The sequence below is a fragment of the Streptoverticillium olivoreticuli subsp. olivoreticuli genome (genome assembly GCF_003391135.1).
GTDB classification, from domain to species: domain Bacteria; phylum Actinomycetota; class Actinomycetes; order Streptomycetales; family Streptomycetaceae; genus Streptomyces; species Streptomyces blastmyceticus.
The window spans coordinates 4,201,170-4,217,512 of the sequence record NZ_CP031455.1; the positions used below are offsets into that span (position 1 = coordinate 4,201,170).

Consider the following 16,343-nt stretch of genomic DNA (forward strand, 5'->3'; position numbering starts at 1 on the left):
GGAGCCCCATGTCGACCGCGACAGCGGGCGGCGCCGCGGCCCCGGCGCCCGCACCGCCCCCGAAGAAGTCCCGCAGCGTGCTGGGCACCCGGCCGTGGGTGGCGGCCTGCTTCCTGCTGCCCGCGCTGGCCCTGCTCGGCGCGCTCGTCGTCTATCCCATCGGCTACTCCGTCTACCGTAGCCTCTTCGACGCCTCCGGCAACGGCTTCGTGGGGGTCGACAACTACCACGAGGTGTTCACCGACGAACGGATCCGCACGGCGCTGAAGAACAACGTCATCTGGGTGATCGTCGCACCGTCGGTGGCCACCGCCCTCGGCCTGATCTTCGCGGTGCTCACCGAACGGGTGCGCTGGGGAACGGCGTTCAAGCTGGTCGTCTTCATGCCGATGGCGATCTCCATGCTCGCCGCGGGCATCATCTTCCGGCTGGTCTACGAGCAGAACCCCGACCGTGGCGTGGCGAACGCCGTGTGGGTGGGCATCCACGACACCTTCACCGCGCCCGCGCCCTTCCCGGGCGCGCACCCCGTGAACGACAAGCTCCTGACGGCGAGCGGCGGGGCCTTCACCACCCGGTCGGTGGTCAAGGCGGGCACCCCGGTCGCGCTGCCGCTGGTGGGCGTGAAGCCGGAGGACCTGGGCGGCGCCAAGGACGCCATCCCGGCGCGGGGCGTGGCCGGGAAGGTCACCGGCACGGTGTGGATGGACTTCACCCGGGGCGGCGGCGGGACCCCCGGGATGATCGACGCGGGCGAGAAGGCGCTCGGCGGGGTGAAGGTCGAGGCCGTCAAGGACGGCACGACCGTCGCCTCGGCCACGACGGAGGCCGACGGCACCTTCACGCTGCCCGCGTCGGCGGACGGCGCGCGGCTGCGGCTGCCCGCCGCCAACTTCGCCTCGCACTACAACGGCATCGACTGGCTCGGCCCCTCGCTCGTCACCCCGTCGATCATCGGGGCGTACGTATGGATGTGGGCGGGCTTCGCGATGGTGCTCATCGCGGCGGGGCTCGCGAGCGTGCCGCGCGAACTGCTGGAGGCGGCGCGGGTGGACGGCGCGAACGAGTGGCAGGTCTTCCGCCGGGTTACCGTGCCGCTGCTGGCGCCGGTCCTGGTGGTCGTCCTCATCACCCTCATGATCAATGTGCTGAAGATCTTCGACCTCGTCTACATCATCGCGCCGGGCGCGAGCCTCGACAAGGCGAACGTCCTGGCCCTCCAGCTGTATCAGTCGTCGTTCGGCACGGACGTCAACCAGGGGGTGGGCAGCGCCATCGCGGTCTTCCTGCTGGTGCTCGTGCTGCCGGTGATGCTGGTGAATATCCGCCGGATGCGGAAGGAGCGGCAGCGATGACCACGGTGGACACGGCCGTACGGGCCAGGCGGTCGGTGCCCGCACGGATCGCCGCCCGGCTGGGCGGGGGCGCCATGCGCCTCTTCCTGATCGTCGTCGGGCTGTTCTGGCTGACGCCCACGGTGGGGCTGCTGCTGTCGTCCCTCCGCGACAAGACCGACATCGCGGGCTCGGGCTGGTGGAAGGTCTTCGCCCATCCCGCGCAGCTCACCACCGACAGCTACAGCAACCTCTTCCACAACGACACGGTGATGCGGTCCCTGCTGACCACCGCGCTGATCACCGTGCCCGCGACGGTGCTGGTCATCCTGATCGGGGCGCTCGCCGGATACGCCTTCGCCTGGCTCGACTTCCCGGGCCGCGACTGGTGGTTCATGGCCGTGGTGGGACTGCTGGTGGTGCCGGTGCAGGTGGCGCTGATCCCGGTGGCCAAGCTCTTCGACAAGCTGGGCATCTTCGAGAGCACCCCGGGCGTGGTGCTCTTCCACACGGCCTTCGGGCTGCCGTTCGCGGTCTTCCTGCTGCGCAACTTCTTCGCGGAGATCCCCCGCGAACTGCTGGAGGCGGCACGGCTGGACGGGGCGGGCGAGCTGCGGCTGTTCACCAGGGTCGTGCTGCCGCTGGGCGGGCCCGCGATCGCCTCCCTGGGCATCTTCCAGTTCCTGTGGGTGTGGAACGACATGCTGATCGCCCTGATCTTCGCGGACAGCGGGCACCCGCCGATCACGGTGGCGCTCCAGCAGCAGGTGCGCCAGTTCGGCGACAACATCGACATCCTCGCGTCGGGCGCGTTCCTGTCGATGGTGGTGCCGCTGGCGGTCTTCTTCGCGTTCCAGCGGCAGTTCGTGAGCGGGGTGATGGCGGGGGCGGTGAAGTAGCGGGACCCCCGGACCTCAGGCACGGCGTACGTACAGCGTCACCGCTCCCCCGCGCACGTACACCGAGGACTCCTCCCGGCAGAACTCCCGGAGTCCGCCCCACTTGGCGGACTCCGCAGGCTGGGCCCGGAACCACCGCGTGCCCACCGTGTTGGTGTCCGCCACCACCCACACCCGCGCCCCCGGGCGCAGCCGGGCCAGCCGGGCGCGCAGCTCCCGCGCCGTGACCTCCTCGCCGAAGAGGGTGCCGGACGCGGCCGCCGACCGTTTCAGCGTGAGGTCGCCGAGGCCCGTGAAGTCCTTCGGATAGGCGAGTGCGACGCGGCGCTCGTACAGCGGGAGGAAGAGCACCGCGTCGCCCGGCCCGGCCCGGCGGCCGACCAGACGGGCCACGGGCGCCAGTTCGTCGCCGCGGCTGACGGGGAGCCGCTCGCGCTCCTGCTGCGGCAGCTGCCACAGGAAGGCTGCCAGGACGGCGGCGGCACCGGCCACCGCCACGGCGCGCCGCCACGGCAGCGGCCCGAGGATCCGGTCGGCCCCGGCCGCGGCGAGCAGCGGCACTCCCGCGAGGCAGAACAGCAGATAGCGGTCGAGGAAGAGCGGCTGGACCTGCGCGGCCGCGTAGAGCAGGACGGGGGGTGCGAGCGCGAGCGGCAGGGCGACGGCGTTCAGGTGGAGGCGGCCCGTGCGGGGCGCCGGGGCGGCGAGGGCCACGGCGACCAGCAGCAGGGTGCCGGCCAGGACCAGGTCCCGGGGCCCGGCGAAGGCGCGCAGGAGCGCTTCCGCCTCCGCGGGCCCGGGGGTCCTGATCCAGGAGACCTGGGCGCTCTGGCCGCGCGAGAGCACCGCCAGCGGGGCCAGTGCCCCGCACGCGGCGGCGGCCGCGCAGCCCCAGGCGCGCCAGGTCCGCCCGGATATCCGGGAGACGAGCAGGGTCAGCGCGTGCGCGACGAGGAGCAGGACCGCGAACTCGTGCAGCAGCGCGGTGACCGCGACCACCGCGCCGTACCCGGCCCACCGCCCGCGGCCGCCGTCCTCCACGGCGCGGACGAGCAGCCAGGTCGCCAGCGCGGCACCGGCGGCGACCAGGGCGTAGGAGCGGCCCTCCTGGGCGTAGTGACCGGCGAAGGGGGTGGCGGCGTAGAGCAGCCCGGCCCACAGGCCCACGCGGGGGCGGGCGAGGCGGCAGCCGAGCGCGCCGACGAGCGCGGCGGTGGCCGCGGAGGCGACGACGGAGGGCAGCCGCAGCGCGACCTCGTCGGCGCGGATGGCGAGGACCGCGTGCATCAGCAGGTAGTAGAGGCCGTGGACGGCGTCGACCGTGCCGAGCAGGTCCCATATCTGCGCCACCGAGCGGCGCGCCACTTGGAAGGTGGCGCTCTCGTCCCGCCACATCGTGCCCCGGTCGAGCCCCCACAGCCCGACGCCGAGCATCGCGGCCGCGGGGACGAGCACGGCCGCCCGCCGGGCGCCGCGCCGCACGGGCTCCGGCACCGCCCCGGGGGCCGTGGACTCCTCGCCGGCCGCACCGGCCCGCCTCACCAGCACTGTCCGCATCCCGGCCCCTCCATGTCCCGCCCGGCCACGCCCGGGCGGCGAATATCCCCGATGGCGATGATTTGTAGGTAAAAATGGCTTTCGTGGAGGCAGACGTCAGCGAGTCCCGGAAACCGCCCACCGCCCCGCAGGTCGGCGTGATCGTCATCGGCTTCGACGACGCGGCCCACATCGGCGACGCCGTGCGCTCGGCCCTCGCCCAGGGGCCCGCCGTGGCCGAGGTCATCGCCGTGGACGACGCCTCCACCGACGGCACCGGCCAGGTGCTCGACGCGCTCGCCGCCCGGGAACCGCGCCTGCGGGTCATCCACCGCGCCGTCAACAGCGGTGGCTGCGGCGCCCCGCGCAACGACGGCGTACGGGCCGCCACCGCGCCGTACGTGATGTTCCTCGACAGCGACGACACGCTGCCCGACGGCGCCGCGCAGGCCCTGCTGCGGGCCGCGCTGCGGCACCGGGCGCCGGTGGCCGCGGGCCTGTGCGTACGCCGTGAGCTGCCGCAGGGCCGCGAGACCCGCTGGCAGCCCGGCCTCTACCGGCGGGCCGGCGCCCGCGCGCCCGAGGACCGCCCGGCGCTCCTCCACGACACCCTGTGCGTCAACAAGCTCTATTCGCGCGCCTTCCTCGCCGAGCACGCCATCGCCTTCCCCGAAGGGCCGTTCGTCTACGAGGACTTCGTCTTCACCGCGCAGGTGCTGGCGGCGGCGCCCCGCATCGCGACCGTGCCCGACACGGTCTACGTCTGGCACGTGCGCCGCGACGCCGCCGCGCCCTCGATCTCCCTGGACCGCGAGCGCATCGCCAACTGGCAGGCCCGCGTCGGCGCCCACCGGCGCAGCGTGGCCGTCTTCCGCGACGCGGGCAGCAAGCCGCTGGCCCGCGCGGCGCGGGTGAAGTTCCTCGACCACGACCTGCGGATGTACGTCCGCGAACTGCCCACCCGCAGCCCCGGGTACCAGCACGCGTGGTGGCGGATCACCCGCGGCTATCTGGCCGCGTACGAGGAGGCGGAGCTCCGCGCGGCCCGGGCCCCGGCCCGCTGGATCGCCCGCGTGATCCTGGCCTCCGACGCGCCGCGCGACCTCGCCCGCCTCTCCCAGCTCGCCGCCCGCCCGGCCCGCCTGCCACCGCCCTACGCGCGGCACGACGGCGACCCGGTCTGGGCGCCCGACCTCCCGGCCGCCCCCTTGGACGGGCTCACGGACCCGGCGGTCGTCCCCCTCGCCCAGCTCCCGGTGACGGTGGACGCCGAACTGCGGCCCCTGCGCGCCGAACTGCGCCTGAGCGTCCACGATCTCCACGGGCGGCTCACCGCCGACCCGCCCCGCACCATCGACGTCGAACTGCGCCACAGGAACGGCACGGCGGCCCTGCGCTGCGGCGTCCCCCTGACCGACGGGGGCCCGCCCTGGACCGTACGGCTGCCGCTGCGCCTCGCCCGGCTCGCCCGGCTGGGGATCCGCGACGGCGCGGGCGCCGCGCCGCAGTCCTGGGACATCCGCGTGCGGCCGCACCTCGCGTCGGGCGGCTCCTTCCGCACGTCCGTCCGCGCGACGGGGCGGGCGCTGCGGCGGCTCGCCCTGCCGAGCCGCCGCTTCGGCGTCCTGCTGGCCCGGCCGTACGCGACGGCGGCCGGCTCGCTCGCCCTCCGCGTGGCCGCGGGCCCGCTCGCGGCGGCGGCTTTCGCCTGGCGGCGGCTCCGGCGGCTCCGCGGCCTGGGCTCCGCCCCGGGTCCCCGCTCGGGTGCGGCCCGGCGGGGGCTTTGTTCCCCTCCCCCGCCCCTTCCCGGCCGTGTCAATTTGCGGCTCCGCCGCGTGGGGGCTCCGCCCCGGACCCCGAAGCACGCTCCGCGCGCTGTCCTCAAACGCCGGACGGGCTGAATTCGTACCCGGCAACAAACCCGTACCCACAGCCGCCCGGCCACCGCCTACCGGTCGATTTCCGCGAACAGTGCCTCCCACCTCTCCAGCACCTCCCCCAGCCGCAGCGGCGCGACGTGCGACCGGGCCGCCCGCCCGTAGCGCGAGCGCAGCGGCGCGTCGGCCATCAGCTGCCGGAGCGCCTCGGCGAAGGCCGTGGTGTCCCCGGGCGGGACGAGGGTGCCGGTGCGGCCGTGGGCGATCAGCTCCCGTACGCCGCCGGACAGGTCGAAGCTGACGCACGGGACGCCCACGGCCGATGCCTCCGCCAGCGCCATGGGGCGCCCTTCGCGCTCGCTGGTGAGGGCCAGGACCGACAGCTCGCGGTAGGCGGCGGCCATGTCCCGTACGCTCCCGCGGAACCGCACCTGGTCCCCGATGCCCAACCGCCCGGCGCGGGCCCGCAGTTCGGGCTCGAGCGGGCCGTCGCCGAAGCAGTGGAGCTCCCAGCCCGGCTCGGCCGTGCCCGCCGCGGCGAACGCGTCGAGCAGCCGGTCCAGCCGCTTGACCTCCTCCAGCCGCCCTACGGCGCCGATCCGGCGGGTGTCCAGGGGCGCGGGCGGGCCGGGGTCGAAGGGCAGGGGGTTGGGCAGGACGGTCGCGTTGGGCAGCCGCCTGCGGCGGAACTCCGCCGCGTCCGGCTCGCTCAGGAACACCGACTTCTCCAGCGCCGGGTAGTGCCGCAGGATCAGCTGGAGGTTCTCGGAGGCGCACGCCTGGAGGAAGGACTCGTGGTACTGCCCGATGCCCTTGAGGTGCGGCCACTCCACCGCGTCCAGCCAGTCCGCCGCCCAGGGCGAGCCGATGATCACCAGCCCGTCCGGCACCTGCGCGAAGCGCGCGGCCAGTCGCCCGCGGGCCAGGTCGCGCTCCCGCCGCCCGGCGCGGGCGGCGCGGGTCCGGGCGGGGCTCAGCCGCTCGGCGAAGGAGGTGGCCGGCCGGGGCAGGGCCGCCGGTGAGCGGTGGAGGACGGTGTGCGCGTAGGCGGGGTCGGCGGTGTAGACGTGGGGTTCGGGGCTCGGCCGGATCCCGATGAGCTCCACGCGGTGGCCGCGCTCGGCGAAGCCCTGGGCGAGGGTGTGCAGGACGCGCTGGGAGCCGCCCATGGAGTCGACGTCGATGCCGACGAGGAACAGATTGCGCGACGTCATCGCCCTTCCCCTCCCGGCCTGTCGGTGCCCGGGCCGGGTCGCGGCGGGCCGCCGCCCTCGAAGAACAGCTTCACCACGCCCTCGCTCGCGTGCCCGTCCGCGTAGGGGTTGAAGCGCCTCCTGAACCGTTCGTACGCCCGCGCCCACTCCTCCCGCACCGCGTCCAGGTCCGTCAGCGCCCTCGCCAGCCCGGCCACCGTGCCGAGCTGCGGTCCGGGGGCGATCTCGGCCAGGTCGTAGTAGGTGCCGCGGGCCAGGGAGCGGTACGCGGCGTAGTCGTCGGCGTAGAAGAGGATGGGCCGGCCCAGGTTCGCGTAGTCGAACATCACCGAGGAGTAGTCCGTGAGCAGCGCGTCGGAGGCGAGCAGCAGGTCGTTGACGTCGATGAACTCCCGTCCGTCGCGCACCGCGTGGCCCAGCTCGCGGGGGACCGTGAAGCGTTCGTAGTAGTGCGGGCGGACGACGACCGTCCACTCCTCGCCCGTGTGCCGCACCAGCTCGGCCAGGTCCACGCGGATCGACTCGCCGGCCCCGCGCGCCCCGTCGCGGAAGGTGGGCGCGTAGAGCAGCACCTTGCGGCCGGGCGGGATCTGGAGCCGCTCCCGGGCGGTGGCGGCGCGCTCGCGCTGTTCGGGTTCGTGCGCGCGCACGAGCGGGTCGTTGCGGGGCAGGCCGGTGCGCAGCAGTTCGCCGGTGTAGCCGTTGGCGCGGACGAAGGTCTTCTCGAACTCCTCGCTGGGGGCGATGAGGGCGTCCCAGCGGGCCACCGTCTCGCGATGCCGGCGCCTGCGTTCGGGGCCCGCGAGGCGGAGTTCGGGCACGTCGAAGCCCATGTGTTTGAAGGCCTGTCCGTGCCAGGTCTGGAGATAGCGGGCGCCGGGGCGTTTGCCGTAGAGCAGGGGGAAGCCGTGCGAGTCGACCCAGTAGCGGGCGCGGGCGACGGTGCGGACGTACTCCCAGCTGCCGCGCCGGACCAGGGGGGTGCCCTCGGGGTAGGAGGAGCGGCTGCCCGCGTACGACCAGACGGCGCGCAGCGGGAGCCCGCGGCGCAGGAGTTCCTCGTGGAGGTAGCGGGGGCTGTCGGTGTAGCCACGGCCTTCCATGGCCTCGAAGACGACCAGCTCGTCGTCGATGGGCAGCCTTTGCAGCTCGTGGTAGGTGAGCGCCTTGGCGCGCGGGCCGGTGACGCGGCGGGTGAGCCGGTGGATCCCGCGGTGGACGGTCGCCAGGCGCGGGGCCGCGGCCTCGGCGTGGCCGAGGACTCCGGTGCGTTCCCAGGTGAGTTCGAGCCGCCCGGCGCCCTGGCCCTCGCGGCCGACGCGCAGCCGGTGCCGCGCGAGGCGCAGGGTCAGGGTGGTGATGTCGTCGAGGGCCAGCAGGGGGTCGGTGCGGGTGAGGCCCATCCGGGCGAGGGCGATCACGGGGTGGCGGCGGCCGCGGAATCCCTTGACGCCGAGGGGGATCCGCCGGGGGTCGAGGACGATCGTCGCGGTGCGGGGGGCGGCCGGGCCGTCCGTGCCGGTGGGGGCCGGGTCGTAGCGGAAGGGCACGGCGAGGGGGTCCGCGGTGGTGGCGACGCGCAGCTCGGCGGTGAGGGGCCCGGCGTCGGGGAGCAGCCGCGCGGGGTCGTAGGTGTGCAGGAGGATTCTCAGCAGGGGCCCTTCGGGGGCGATGTGCGCGACCTCGTGGCGCAGGGGTCCCCCGGTGAACGGCTGCCGGTCCAGGTGCCATGCGGTGATGTCGAGCCCTTCGGCCGCCTCGGGGTCCGCCGGAAGGAGCGGCCCCCAGTACATCCGGCCGCCCTGGCGGACGACGTGGCGGGGGGCGAGGTGGGGGCGGTCGAGCGTGCGGGCGCACTCGGCGGCCTCGGCGAACCGGCCGGCGCCCAGCAGGTAGTGGCAGATCTGCTGTTCGCGGGGCATCGCGGCGTGGGCCTCGGGGGTGAGGGTGCGCAGGTAGGGCGTGACGGCGGCGGCGAATTCCGCGGTCCAGCGGTGGTCGCGGAAGGGCAGGTCGCCGAGGTAGAGGCGGAGGTCGTGGCGGAGGAACTTCTCGTCCTTGGCGGTGCGCAGGTCGGTGTTGCCCGTCTCCTCGAGGAAGGTGTCGACGAGCCGGGCGACGGTGACGCGGTCCCGCACGCTCTCGACGCGGTGGCGGCCGGCGGTGATGGACGGGGTGGCGGGGTCGGCGGCCAGCCACCAGGTGTAGACGGTCCAGGGGACGACGGCGAAGCGGCGGGCGAGGGTGAGGGCCTGGGCGCTGAAGAGGGAGTCCTCGTAGTGCACGCCTTCGGGGAAGCGCAGGCCGTGCCGGGCGAGGAAGCCGGCGCGGTAGAGCTTGTTGGTGGACAGGGCGTCCAGGAAGTACCGGGGGGCGGCGCGGATGCCGTCGAAGACGTGGACGTCGTCGAAGAGTTCGGGATACCACAGGCCGGTGGTACCGGTCTCCTCGAAGAGGCGGGTGACCTCGCCGGTGACGAGGTCGGCGCCGGTCTCCTCGGCGGTGAGCAGCAGCGATTTGCAGGCGTGGTGGGGGAGTTCGTCGTCGCTGTCGAGGAACATCACATAGGGCGCACGGGCCGCGTCGATGCCCGCGTTGCGCGGGGCTCCGCAGCCTCCGCTGTTGGCGGGCAGCCGCAGGGCGCGCACCCGCGGGTCGGCTCCGGCGAGTTCGCGGGCGGCGGCGGACGTGCCGTCGGTCGAGCAGTCGTCGACGATGATCACTTCGAGGGCGCGCAGCGACTGCCCGAGCGCGGACCGCACGGCGCGCGGCAGCCGTTCGGCGTCGTTGTAGGCGATCACCACGACACTGACATCCGGGCCCTCACGGCAGGGCCGTCGCGCAGCGCTCATCACTCACCCCGTTTCCGAGCGGTCCACGTGATTCCCGGCCTCGGGATCACTACGGAAAGAGTAGACGCGACCACTGACAGTGACCTCGCGCCCGGGTCGCGCCCGCCCGCGCCAGGCCCGTACGGCCAGCACCGCCGCCACGCCCGTGATCATGACGATGTCCCGGAAGGCATGCCTCCGCGCGCTGTCCAGATACGGCCAGCGCACCGCGGCGAGCTCCGGGAGCAGGGGGAGCCAGAACCACACCGAGCGGGCCGCCGCCCCGCGCACCACCACCGAGGCCACGAGCGAGGGCAGGACGACCAGCATGTAGTGCTGGAACGACGGCCGGGACACCAGGAACGCCGCGAGCATCAGCAGTGACGCGCACTCCACGAGCCGCAGCCCCTCGTCTCCCCCGGCCCGCCAGCGCACCCGGGCCAGGGCGAGCACCGTCAGCGCCGCGGCGCCCGCGAGCGCGAAGGCCAGGGGCGACGGCACCCCGAGCCGGGGCAGCACGGTCGTCCAGGAGGCGTCGAACGGCCGGGCGTAGGAGTCCTGGCCGTGCAGCAGGAACGGCAGCGTCCGGGTGAAGAACCGCCCCGGCCGGGGCATGGCCGACGCCGCCGCCAGCGACACCGCCGCGGGGACGCCGACGGCCCACGCCAGCGCCCGCCACCGCCGGGCCAGCGCGAACAGGAGCAGCAGGGGCACGAGCATCGGCTTCAGGGCGATGGCCGCGCCGGTCACCACGGCGGCCGCGCACCAGTGCCCGCGCCGGGCGAGCAGCAGGGTGACGGGAAAGGCGATGGCGGACAGGACCGTCCAGTTGCCGAGGCTGACCAGACCGTGGAACGGCTCGAACAGCCCCAGCCCGGCGACCAGGGCGGCCGCGAGCCGGCTGTCGGCCCGTACGCCGAAGACCCGCAAGGCGGCGAGCACGCCCACCAGGCCGAGCAGGGCGGTCGCGACCGGCACCGCGTAGAACAGCACGCGGTCACCGGCCAGGGTCTGCGGCAGCGCCGCGAAAACCGCGCCCGGCAGGTAGAGGAAGCGCTTGTCCGCGTACGGCGAGCCGCCGTCGAGCAGGGTCCGCGCCGCGCGCACGACGACGGCGTTGTCGATGCCCGCGCGCGTACCGGCCAGCACCCGCGCCACGTCCAGCGCGAGGACCAGCAGGGCCGCGCCGAGCAGCGGGCGGGGCGCGCGCCCGCGCAGCCACCGGCCGAGGACGTCGGCGGAGCCCGGCCACCGGGAGTGGACGACGTCCGGCGCGCCGCGGGGATCGCTCACCGGTCGACCACCTCCGACAGGACGAAGCCACCGGGCCCCCGCGCGGCCTTCCTGAGCGCGGGGTCGTCCGGTGGCAGCCCCGGACCGCCGTTCCTCTGCAGCACCCAGCGCGCGCCGAACTCCTTGAGGATGCCGAGCCGTTCGGCCCGGGAGGCGGCCGGGGAGAAGTAGCGGCGGGTCGCGTCCCGGCGGTGCCGTTCGTCGCGGAGGAAGACGTCGGGGTAGGCGGGGGCGACGGTGTACGGGCCGTAGGCGGGGATCGTCCGCAGCGCGTAGTAGTTGTCGGTCATCACCGTGGCGCCCTTGGGCATCGCGCGCGCCGCCCAGCGGAACTGCGGCCAGAGCGCGATCGCGTGCACCGTGCGCAGCGGGGGCGGGAGGGCGGCGGGCCGCAGCACGTACGAGAGCGCGCCGGCCTGGGTCCACGCGCCGGCCAGCAGGGCGGCCGCCGTCAGCGGGAGGAGGGCGGCGCGGAGCCGCCGGTGGGCGCCGTCGGCCACCTCGACGGCGAGGGCCAGTTGGGCGGGCAGGAGCGCGGCGGGCAGGATCCGGCCCCACGCCTGGTGGCCGAGGGCGCCGCCCGCGGCGAAGACCAGGAGGCCGAGCACGAAGAAGATCACCAGGGGGTCGCGGCGGTCGCGCCGCCGGCGGGCCACGAGCGCGGGCACGCCGAGGGCCGCGAGGCCGAACTTCGTCGCGAGGTGGTCGTAGAGCGGCCGGTGGATGTCGTCCAGGGCGCCCGCGCCGGGCAGCGCGAAGAAGGAGTAGTACGGCCAGCAGGCGAGCACCACGGCGGCCAGGGCGGCCGCCGCGCCCACCCGCGCCCACACCGCGGCACAGGGCCGGGGCCGGGCGCCGAGCAGGATCGCGGCGGCGCCGAGCACGGCGACCGCGCCCGTGAACTGGTGGGTGAGCAGGACGCACGCCAGCAGCAGCCCGAGCGCGAGGAGGCGGGGCAGCCCCCGTCCGCCTCCGGTCAGTGCCTTGCGCAGCAGCGCCCACAGGTGGAAGGCGAGGCCGAGGGCGAGGGTGCTGGGGTAGGCGAGGGTCAGCGACAGCGAGACCAGTCCGGGGAAGCCGCTCCAGGCGAACAGCCGCACGCCGTCGAGGAAGAGGACGCACAGCAGCGCCAGCGGAACCGCCGCCCACGCGCGCGTGAAGGTGCGGACGAAGGCCCCGACGCCGGTGCCCAGCAGGACGAGTCCGGCGAGCCCGCCCAGGCGCAGCACGGTGAAGGTGCCCCAGCCGGTCGCGGAGGCGAACAGGGCCAGCAGGACCGTCCACGGCGAGTAGTAGGGGCTGGAGGTGTCCGCGCGCACCAGGGGGTTGCCGGGGTGGAGCGGGTCGGCGCGCAGCCGTTCCAGGACGGCCGCGTGCATCCCCAGGTCACCGGCCCACGGCAGCCGTACGACCATGAGCAGCAGCAGGGCGGCGAGCAGCAGGGCGCAGGCCGCGGCCGCCCGGTGCGGGGCGCGCGGGCCCGGCCTGAGGACCCCGGCGGCGCGCGGGGTCATGCGCTCAGCGGGCGCGGTCGCCGGTGGCACGGGCGGCCCTCGCGCGCAGTCGCCACGGCATGGCCACGGATTCGAGCTGCACGGCCAGGTTCATCTTCGACTCGCCGACCGTGCGGTCCTCGAAGTGGATCGGCACCTCCATGACGGTGTACCCGGCGCGCAGGGCCCGGTACTTCATCTCGACCTGGAAGCTGTATCCGGCGCTGTCGACGGTGGCGAGGTCGATGGCGCGCAGGGCGTCCGCGCTCCAGAGGTTGAAGCCGCCGGTGATGTCGCGGACGCGGGTGCCCAGGATCGTGCTGGCGTAGACGTTGGCCCAGCGGGAGAGCAGTTTGCGGTGGACCCCCCAGGCGTCGGAGAGGGTGCCGCCGGGCACATAGCGGCTGCCGACGACGACGTCCGCGCCGGTGGCGAGGGCGACGCCGAGCAACTCGGGCACTTTGTCGGCCGGGTGGCTGCCGTCGGCGTCCATCTGGACGACGTACGCGGCCCCTTCGCCGGCGGCGCGGGCCATGCCCGCGGCGTAGGCGCGGCCGAGGCCGTCCTTGGCGGTGCGGTGCAGGACGGACATCCGGGTGCGGTCCGCCCGGTTGTACCGTTCCGCGAGATCCTCGGCGATCTTGCCGGTGCCGTCGGGGCTGTTGTCGTCGACGACGAGCAGTCGCAGCCCCTCCAGCGGCAGCGCCATGAGGGCCTCGGCCATGGCGGGGAGGTTGTCCGCCTCGTTGTACGTGGGCATCACCACGGTCGTCGCGGTGCGCCCCCACTCCGCGGGAAGCGGTGTCACGGCGGGTGTGCGGGTTGCACTCATGTGCCTGTCCTTGTCGGTGTGGCCGGTGGGGGTCCGGTTCAGACGGCGGAGAAGCGAATGGCGGCGTCGGGGATGGTCATGCCGCACCAGATGCGGGCGCCGTCGCGGAGTTCGTTGTCCGCGCCGATCACGGCGTGGTCGCCGATCACCACTTCGTCGAGCACGGTCCGCGGGCCCACCCGGGCGCCCTGGCCGACCATGCTGGCGCGCACCCGGGCGCCCGCCTCGACGCGCGCGCCGTCCAGGACGACGGAGCCCTCGACGTCGGCGCCCGCCGCGACGTACGCCCCCGTGCCGACGACCGTGCCGCCGCCGAGCCCGGCCCCGGCCTCGACGTGGGCGCCGGGCAGCAGCAGGAACTCCCCCGGTTCGCCGGGCACGGCCGGGGAGCGGACGACGCCCCGTACGAGGTCGGCCGACGCCTGGACGAAGGAGGCGGGGCGGCCGAGGTCCAGCCAGTACGAGGCGTCGACGACGCCGTGCAGCAGCGCGCCCGCGGCCAGCAGCCCGGGGAAGGTCTCGCGCTCCACGGAGACGGGGCGGCCGGTGGGGATGGTGTCGATGACGTCGCGCCGGAAGACGTAGCAGCCGGCGTTGATCTGGTCGGTGACGATCTCCTCGGGGTGCCGTGGCTTCTCGGTGAAGGCCAGGACGCGCCCGTCGGGGCCGGTGGGCACCAGGCCGAAGGCCCGGGGGTCGGTGACGCGGGTGAGGTGCAGGGTGACCTCGGCCCGGGACCGCTCGTGGCGGCGCAGCAGGCCCTCGATGTCGAGGGCGGTGAGGATGTCGCCGTTGAAGACGAGCACGGGTGCGGCGGGGCCGCCGGTCAGGGCGCTCGCGGCGCTGCGGATCGCGCCGCCCGTGCCGAGCGGTTCCTTCTCGGTGACGTAGGTGAGCCGCAGGCCGTGGGCGGAGCCGTCGCCGAAGTAGGGCTCGAAGACCTCGGCGAGGTAGGAGGTGGCCAGGACGACGTGGTCGACCCCGGCGGCTCTGGCGCGGGCCAGCTGGTGGGCGATGAAGGGCACCCCGGCGGCAGGGACCATCGGCTTCGGCGTGTTGAGGGTCAGCGGCTGGAGCCGGGTCCCCTTGCCGCCGACGAGCAGTACCGCCTCTGTCATGCCACTGTCCTCGCCGTCATCGTCGCACTGTGTCATTTTTTGCGGCAATTTACACTACAATCGGTTCTCTGCGGCAAATGTCTGCTTTGCGTGGCGAGCGTATTGGGAGAGGCCCTTGCGACCCTTGCGACCCTTGCGACCCTTGCGACCGAGGACGCCCGGCGCACCGGGACCCGGGGCGCCCGGCACACCGGGCGGGGCGCCCGCCTCCGGACCGGCACGGCTGCTCGCCCTCGGCCGGGAGTTCGCGAAGTTCGGCACGGTCGGCGGCCTGGGGATCTTCGTCAACCTCGCGGTCTTCAACCTCTGCCGCACCACCACGGGCCTGCCCGTCGTGCGGTGCAGCGTGATCGCGACCGTGGTCGCTATTGCCTTCAACTACGTGGGGCTGCGGCACTTCGCCTACCGCGACCGCGACAAGAGCCACCGCAGCCGGGAGATCGCCCTCTTCGCCGCCTTCAGCGCCGTGGGCCTGGTCATCGAGAACGGCGTGCTCTACGTCGCCACCTACGGCTTCGGCTGGGACACGCCGTTCCAGAACAACCTGTTCAAGTTCCTCGGCATCGGCGCGGCCACCCTCTTCCGCTTCTGGTCCTACCGCGCCTGGGTGTTCCGCGCGCTGCCGCGCCGGGCCCGCCCCTCCCGTACCGACGAGCCCTCCGCTCACGGCGATCCCTCGAACAGCACGAGCAACCCTGCCGCGTACCACCCCGAGACCACCGCACCTCCACCGTAGAGACACACCCGCACCCCAAGCGGAGCACGCGCGAGCGGCCGGGCCGCCAACAGCAGCAGAACCGGCAGGAACGGCAGCATGAAGCGTGGTTTGGACAGCGGCGAACCCGGCGTCCCCACCATCAGCAGCCACGCCCCCGCGACCAGCACGACCAGCGGCCACGGCACCTGCCGGTCCAGCGCCAGGGCCAGCACCCCGATCGCCGTCAGCACCACCAGGCCCAGCACGACGGCGCCGCGCAGGTCGCCCGTCCGGCCCGCGCGGTGGTAGAGCAGCATCCCCTTCAGCAGGTGCGCGGTGGCCCGGCCGAAGTCGAACTGCTGGTCCCAGGCGCGCTCCGCCTCGAACCACCCGTCCACCCGGCCCACCTTGCCGCCCAGGAACAGCCAGCTCCCCAGCAGCCCCAGCGGCGCCGTCGACAGCGCCACCCACGGCCGCCAGCCGTCCTGTCGCCGGATCACCGCCCACCCGGCGGTCAGCACCACCGTGCCGATCAGCACCGAGGCCGTCGGCCGCACGGCACCGGCCAGCACGCACAGCGCGGCGGCGCTCAGCCAGCGGCGCTCCAGCAGGGCCACCAGCGACCACAGGAGGGCGGCGCTGAAGACCGCCTCCGAGTACGGCACCCACAGCGCGAACGCGTACGGCGAACAGGCCCACAGCGCCACGCACGCGTATCCCGCGCCCGGCCGGCCCCCGACCGTGCGCACCAGCCGGTACACCCCCGCCGCGGCCACCGCCGCGGCGCACCAGGAGACCAGCACCCCCGCGTACGGGAACGGGATCCCGGTGGCCACGTGCACCACCCGGATCAGCCCGGGGACCAGCGGGAAGAAGGCGATCGTGCTGAACTTGGGCTCCCCGTCGGGGCCGTAGGGGATCTCGCCCGGATAGCCGCGCTTGGCGATGTGCAGATAGTGCCCGCTGTCCCAGCGGCGCAGCAGCTGCTCCACGCCGCGCCCGAGGTGATGGTTGATCAGCAGCAGGACGGCGAAACCGGCCGCCGCGACCGCGAGATAGAGGACGACTGCCAGGGCCGCCTCCCGGCGCGCGGAGTGGACGGGGAGGGCTGCCTTCAACGGCGCCGGGGCGGGGGCAAGTCGCGTGACGACCTTCATTGGACTCTCTTAACACGACTCAACCCGGCAAAAGGGGCGGCCCCGGGGATTTCTCCCCGGGG

At 74.4% G+C, this 16,343-nt stretch carries 12 protein-coding genes; 4 read left to right on the forward strand and 8 right to left on the reverse strand.

Features of this window, described 5'->3' with window-relative positions:
• The first annotated feature begins 8 nt into the window (after window positions 1-8).
• Both DXZ73_RS18310 and DXZ73_RS18315 read left to right on the forward strand, forming a co-directional pair.
• A complete protein-coding gene (locus DXZ73_RS18310; RefSeq protein WP_116212068.1) occupies window positions 9-1,355 on the forward strand; it encodes a carbohydrate ABC transporter permease in 1,347 nt (448 codons plus the stop codon).
• Window positions 1,352-2,233, forward strand: coding sequence for a carbohydrate ABC transporter permease (locus DXZ73_RS18315; protein ID WP_116212069.1), 882 nt, complete (start codon window positions 1,352-1,354; stop codon window positions 2,231-2,233). Before DXZ73_RS18310 ends, DXZ73_RS18315 begins: the two co-directional genes overlap by 4 nt.
• A gap of 15 nt (window positions 2,234-2,248) precedes the next feature.
• Here DXZ73_RS18315 and DXZ73_RS18320 read toward each other — a convergent pair whose 3' ends face one another.
• Window positions 2,249-3,790, reverse strand: a complete 1,542-nt coding sequence (locus DXZ73_RS18320; RefSeq protein ID WP_240351400.1) for a glycosyltransferase family 39 protein — start codon at window positions 3,788-3,790, stop codon at window positions 2,249-2,251.
• 74 nt (window positions 3,791-3,864) lie between these two features.
• Between DXZ73_RS18320 and DXZ73_RS18325 the strand changes: the two genes are divergently transcribed.
• Entirely contained in the window at window positions 3,865-5,670 is a 1,806-nt protein-coding gene (locus tag DXZ73_RS18325; RefSeq protein WP_116212070.1) for a glycosyltransferase family 2 protein, read from the forward strand.
• 47 nt (window positions 5,671-5,717) lie between these two features.
• Here DXZ73_RS18325 and DXZ73_RS18330 read toward each other — a convergent pair whose 3' ends face one another.
• Genes DXZ73_RS18330 through DXZ73_RS18355 form a run of 6 tightly spaced genes read right to left on the reverse strand, consistent with a single transcriptional unit; the run spans window position 5,718 to window position 14,427 of the window.
• The gene (locus DXZ73_RS18330; RefSeq protein ID WP_116212071.1) at window positions 5,718-6,860 is read right to left on the reverse strand and encodes a glycosyltransferase; all 1,143 of its coding nucleotides are present in this window, start codon (window positions 6,858-6,860) and stop codon (window positions 5,718-5,720) included.
• Complete coding sequence (locus DXZ73_RS18335) at window positions 6,857-9,712, reverse strand: bifunctional glycosyltransferase/CDP-glycerol:glycerophosphate glycerophosphotransferase (protein ID WP_116215685.1); 2,856 nt, start codon at window positions 9,710-9,712, stop codon at window positions 6,857-6,859. The genes DXZ73_RS18330 and DXZ73_RS18335 overlap by 4 nt, the downstream gene beginning before the upstream one ends.
• Window positions 9,713-9,715: 3 nt before the next feature.
• Complete coding sequence (locus DXZ73_RS18340; protein WP_116212072.1) at window positions 9,716-10,984, reverse strand: glycosyltransferase family 87 protein; 1,269 nt, start codon at window positions 10,982-10,984, stop codon at window positions 9,716-9,718.
• On the reverse strand, window positions 10,981-12,498 hold the full coding sequence (locus tag DXZ73_RS18345; RefSeq protein WP_162890245.1) for a hypothetical protein: 1,518 nt from the start codon (window positions 12,496-12,498) through the stop codon (window positions 10,981-10,983). The genes DXZ73_RS18340 and DXZ73_RS18345 overlap by 4 nt, the downstream gene beginning before the upstream one ends.
• Window positions 12,499-12,502: 4 nt before the next feature.
• A complete protein-coding gene (locus tag DXZ73_RS18350) occupies window positions 12,503-13,309 on the reverse strand; it encodes a polyprenol monophosphomannose synthase (RefSeq protein ID WP_116212073.1) in 807 nt (268 codons plus the stop codon).
• A gap of 38 nt (window positions 13,310-13,347) precedes the next feature.
• Complete coding sequence (locus tag DXZ73_RS18355) at window positions 13,348-14,427, reverse strand: sugar phosphate nucleotidyltransferase (RefSeq protein ID WP_116212074.1); 1,080 nt, start codon at window positions 14,425-14,427, stop codon at window positions 13,348-13,350.
• A gap of 223 nt (window positions 14,428-14,650) precedes the next feature.
• Here DXZ73_RS18355 and DXZ73_RS18360 point away from each other — a divergent pair, with 223 nt between their 5' ends.
• Complete coding sequence (locus DXZ73_RS18360; RefSeq protein WP_240351750.1) at window positions 14,651-15,163, forward strand: GtrA family protein; 513 nt, start codon at window positions 14,651-14,653, stop codon at window positions 15,161-15,163.
• Here the strand turns inward: DXZ73_RS18360 and DXZ73_RS18365 are convergent.
• Complete coding sequence (locus tag DXZ73_RS18365) at window positions 15,091-16,281, reverse strand: hypothetical protein (protein WP_162890246.1); 1,191 nt, start codon at window positions 16,279-16,281, stop codon at window positions 15,091-15,093. The two genes, DXZ73_RS18360 and DXZ73_RS18365, sit on opposite strands and share 73 nt — an antisense overlap.
• Window positions 16,282-16,343: the final 62 nt, after the last annotated feature.